Here is a 3,934-nt window from a genome sequence, read left to right as displayed (position 1 = left end):
AGAAAAACCGTTGTCGATACAGTCTTTTGCTACTTCAAAGCTAGGACCGTGGTCAAGGTGAAGGACGATCGGAATATCGCAGCCAAGCTCATGAGCATATTCAACTGCGCCGCGAGCTAAATTTCTGAGGATGAATTTGTCTGCATACTGGCGGGCGCCTTTTGAAACCTGAAGAATTACAGGAGATTTTGTTTCTACACAGGCCTGGATAATTGCCTGCATCTGTTCCATGTTATTGAAGTTATAGGCAGGGATTGCATATTCGCCTTTTATTGCCTTCGCGAAAATATCGCGGGTGTTTACGAGTCCTAAATCTTTGTAATTTACCATAAAATTCTACGCCTCCATTGGTGTTGTTCTCTTGCTGTTATTATGCAGCGTCAGAAACGAAAAATCAAGTTAAGAAGAAAATGTGCAGATTCGTGTAAAGTTTTTGGTTTTTAGAAAATAATGATGCTAAAAGAGTTTGACAAAGGACAAAGAGAAAAATATAATTTGGAATGTTATATAATTATTTTAGAAAATAATGCCGATAATTAAATTGCCGTATTATCAAGTAATACGCATGAAGGAGTTTTTAGATGAAAAAAAGCGTTGTTGCTTTAACTAGTCTTGCTCTTCTTTTTGGATTCTGTGCTCCGGTATTTGCACAGCCAAGCAGCAGGGCGGTTGAAACTTTTATTGTTGATGATTTTGACAATAAAGGTGAAAAAAATGCATACCAGAATATGGCTGGTACTGAGTTGTGGACTTGGGGTGTTCAGGCAAGCCGTTTCATTGAGGAAGGTTTTCCGAAAAAAGATTTTGTGCCTGGACAGCCAAATTCTCTTAAAGTTTTAAATAGAGATAAAAATGCCGAGCCTAAAGTTCTCGGTGTAAAGACTAAATTTGCACGCAAGGGAGAAAACTGGTTTGAAGTTTACCCTGAGGTTGACGGAAAACCTTATGAAATTCCTTTTGTTGGAACTTGCACACAGATAGATTTCTGGGTTTGGGGCGCAAACTATCTTTATTACATCGACATTCTTGTTCGTGACTCTGATGGCCGCGTTCATACTCTTCCTGCCGGAAATCTTGCATTTAACGGCTGGAAAAATGTTATTGTAACAGTTCCTACTTCTATCCGTCAGCACTCAAGGCTTCGTAGCGGTCCTGATACAATGATGTTTGTTGGTTTTAGAGTACGTACTGATCCAGATGAATTTGTAGATGATTTTAATATCTTCTTCGATCAGCTTAAATATACGACAAATACTTTGAGCAATATTTTTGATGGATATGAGCTTAAAGATATTGATTTTGGTGATTCGTCATCAAGCTCAAGCAGTGAGGATGCAAAATAATGAAAAAGTTAATTTCTGTAATTTTTACATTGGCGGCGGCAAGTATTGCTTTTGCACAGAGTTCTAGCCTTTCAGATCCTGATCCAACAATTATCGGCGCAGATTCTGCAAAACAGGCTCTCCGTGAAATTTCTGTAGATAAATTTGAAGTTGAAGGCTCTTGGAATGCTTCGATTTCTCCAGATTTTGGCGTGATTTCTAGCCGGCTTTTTGACGGTTCGCCAGCAATGAAAGAACCTGTAAAAGGTGATGAGAATGCAGAAGATTCAAAGGTTTTGGGCGTTAAGGTTGAATTTTTTAGACGCGGTATAAATTCTTTCTTTATCCGTTCTGCTCGTCCAATTCCGATTGAAGGTGTTACGAAGACTGTTTCTGTTTGGGTAGCAGGACGCAATATTGGACATAGTCTTTATCTTTTAGTCCAGGATTATTTTGGAAACAACTTTGAACTTTATATGGGAAATCTTGCATTTTCTGGCTGGAGAAAGATGACGGTTGCAATTCCTCCAACTCCGGATGGAGAGCATGGAATTATCCAGCAGAGTGCTTACGATGGAATTAGACCAGGACTTCGTATTCTTGGATTTAGGATTGACTGTGATCCAGCTCTTGCTCGCGGTCAGTACTATATTTATTTTGATGCATTGAATGCTGTAACTGATCTTTATGACGTTGAAAACCGTGATGAAGATGATATTATGGATGACTGGTAGTCGATAGACTTTCTTAAAAAAAGGGACCGTTCTAAAAGTTTTATTCTAAGTGATTTGTTATGAATTGCGATGGATTGGCTTTTTGAATAGTCCCATTTTTTGCGTGAGGGGCATTAGTGGCCGCGATGCGGGTGCAGAGCACCGAAAGCGCGAAGGCGCTGTAGCCACGTTTGACCCGACGTTTTTTTTGTAAAAAAAAACGGCACGCCCTAATTGATTTTATAAATCCAGCTTTTTCCCTTCTTTTTATCTGTTTTTTTTATGAGATGCATTTTTTCCAGAAGCCAGATTAAGAGCGTGTAGCATTTTACGCATGATTTGATGTTTGTTTTTGAAAAATTCTGAGGCCAATTTTTTTTTAAAAGGGCTTGCTGTAGTTCTGGCGGCGTAAAAAAATCTGGAAGCGACTGTGGAAGCAGGTTTTTCCAGTCTTCTTTTGTGTGGAAAATTTGTTTTGAATTGATTGTTTCAAGAATTTTGTCGGTTACAAGATAGTTTTTTAGATGCCGGCGGCTTTTTGTTTTGTTTTGGACGTTTTGTTCTGTTTGACGGCGGATTTCTGTAATTTTTACATTTAAAAACTCTATAGAAAGATTTTTATTTCCTAAAAATGTGTAAATTCCTGTAAGAGAGCGGAGCGCGGTGTAGACGGTTTGTTTTGCCGGGCTTTTTCTTTTTGAAAGAAGGGTTGCGTCTGGAGAAAAAGTTTTTATGATTTTTTCTTCGATTAGCGGATGAACGATTTTTATTTTTTTATTTTTGTTTAGAAAATATTCGATTTTTCGTTTTAGAGCAGAAATATTTGAAGTTTGGATCTCGATTATCTCGTCGTTTTGAGTGATTATGTCGCAGATAAAACGTCCGGATTTTTGTTCGGTTTTTCCGCTGAACTCAAGCGCGTAGATGTTTTTTAGCGTACGATGTAGGGAATTTTCATTGTATGTGTTTATGACTGTCATTTTTTTTGTTGCTTTTGTTTATTTGTTTTTGTTGCTCAATTTTTTTTGTTCTAAACATTAAAATATTCATTTTGTCGGCTAAAAAAGTGGTTGACTTTATGATTTTATTGGTTAAAATGTATTTTAAGTGGGAAAAAGTGGAATAAAGTGGTAAAAAATGGAGCTTCTGACTGGTGAGTACCGGAACACGCTGGACGAAAAAGGGAGAATTCTCTTTCCGGCAAAACTTAGAAATGAGTTGTTCGGTGAATCAGATAAAAATGTCCTCATCGTTACGCAGTCGTTTGACCGCTGTTTATGGCTTTATACGCTGGAAGAATGGAAGACGCTTTCTTCTAAGATTATGGAAACGGCATCTCCTTTCAGCAAGCAAAATCGTCTTGTTCTTCGTAGTCTTATTGCTCCAGCTCAAGAAGTTGAACTTGATAAAGCTGGACGGCTTTCTATCCCGCAGAGCTTGCGCGAGTATGCAGGACTGTCTAAAGATTGCATAATTCTTGGAATTAACAGGTATATGGAGCTTTGGGACAGTGAATCTTATAAATCTTATCTTGAAGAAAATGAGCAGGATTTAAAAGATGCGGCAGAAGCTCTTAGTGCTATAAATTTATAAATTTTATTGAAAAAACTGCTGTGTGCCGGACGTTTTTTTTCTGTGCAGTTTTTCCTTTAAGTTTGCGGGAGTTTTTAAGTTGGAAATTGTTCATACTCCGGTTCTTTTGCAGGAATGCTTGGATTATTTAAGTCCTGTTGGAGAGCTTTTTGAGAAAAATGCTTTGATGATTGACTCAACTCTGGGAGAAGGCGGACATTCTTTTGCTTTTCTTTCCAAATTTCCAGGGCTTCATATTATTGGACTTGATGCTGATAAAAATATTCAGGCCAGAGCACGAAAAAGACTTGCTTTGTTTGGCGAAAG

Annotated in this window: 6 protein-coding genes; 4 read left to right on the top strand and 2 right to left on the bottom strand. The window is 38.0% G+C overall.

Translation table 11 applies throughout. From position 1 onward, the window contains the following. Positions 1-330 (bottom strand): class II fructose-bisphosphate aldolase (locus B3Y13_RS03910; protein WP_296692817.1); only part of this gene is annotated, 330 nt, incomplete at its 3' end. 251 nt (positions 331-581) lie between these two features. Between B3Y13_RS03910 and B3Y13_RS03905 the strand changes: the two genes are divergently transcribed. Together B3Y13_RS03905 and B3Y13_RS03900 are read left to right on the top strand one after the other, a co-directional pair. Then, positions 582-1,343: a flagellar filament outer layer protein FlaA gene (locus tag B3Y13_RS03905; protein ID WP_296020117.1), complete on the top strand. Its 762-nt coding sequence runs from the start codon at positions 582-584 to the stop codon at positions 1,341-1,343. After that, entirely contained in the window at positions 1,343-2,056 is a 714-nt protein-coding gene (locus B3Y13_RS03900) for a flagellar filament outer layer protein FlaA (protein ID WP_296020115.1), read from the top strand. The genes B3Y13_RS03905 and B3Y13_RS03900 overlap by 1 nt, the downstream gene beginning before the upstream one ends. A 209-nt stretch (positions 2,057-2,265) precedes the next feature. On the opposite strand, the gene B3Y13_RS03895 is transcribed toward B3Y13_RS03900, so the two are convergent. Continuing rightward, complete coding sequence (locus B3Y13_RS03895) at positions 2,266-3,015, bottom strand: hypothetical protein (RefSeq protein WP_296667620.1); 750 nt, start codon at positions 3,013-3,015, stop codon at positions 2,266-2,268. Positions 3,016-3,172: 157 nt separating this feature from the next. Between B3Y13_RS03895 and mraZ the strand changes: the two genes are divergently transcribed. Both mraZ and mraW read left to right on the top strand, forming a co-directional pair. Then, complete coding sequence (gene mraZ / locus B3Y13_RS03890; RefSeq protein ID WP_296667622.1) at positions 3,173-3,628, top strand: division/cell wall cluster transcriptional repressor MraZ; 456 nt, start codon at positions 3,173-3,175, stop codon at positions 3,626-3,628. Between the two features lie 79 nt (positions 3,629-3,707). Continuing rightward, on the top strand, positions 3,708-3,934 hold a 227-nt coding region (gene mraW / locus B3Y13_RS03885), incomplete at its 3' end, for a 16S rRNA (cytosine(1402)-N(4))-methyltransferase (protein ID WP_296692816.1).

Source organism: Treponema sp. UBA7567 (assembly GCF_002476655.1).
Lineage (GTDB): Bacteria > Spirochaetota > Spirochaetia > Treponematales > Treponemataceae > Treponema_D.
This window is presented reverse-complemented; position numbering and strand designations above follow the sequence as displayed.

Excerpts from the sequence above, each read along its gene's own strand:
- B3Y13_RS03905 (WP_296020117.1), top strand. The coding sequence starts at position 582 with ATGAAAAAAAGCGTTGTTGCTTTAACTAGTCTTGCTCTTCTTTTTGGA.
- B3Y13_RS03900 (WP_296020115.1), top strand. The coding sequence starts at position 1,343 with ATGAAAAAGTTAATTTCTGTAATTTTTACATTGGCGGCGGCAAGTATT.
- B3Y13_RS03895 (WP_296667620.1), bottom strand. The coding sequence starts at position 3,015 with ATGACAGTCATAAACACATACAATGAAAATTCCCTACATCGTACGCTA.
- mraZ (WP_296667622.1), top strand. The coding sequence starts at position 3,173 with ATGGAGCTTCTGACTGGTGAGTACCGGAACACGCTGGACGAAAAAGGG.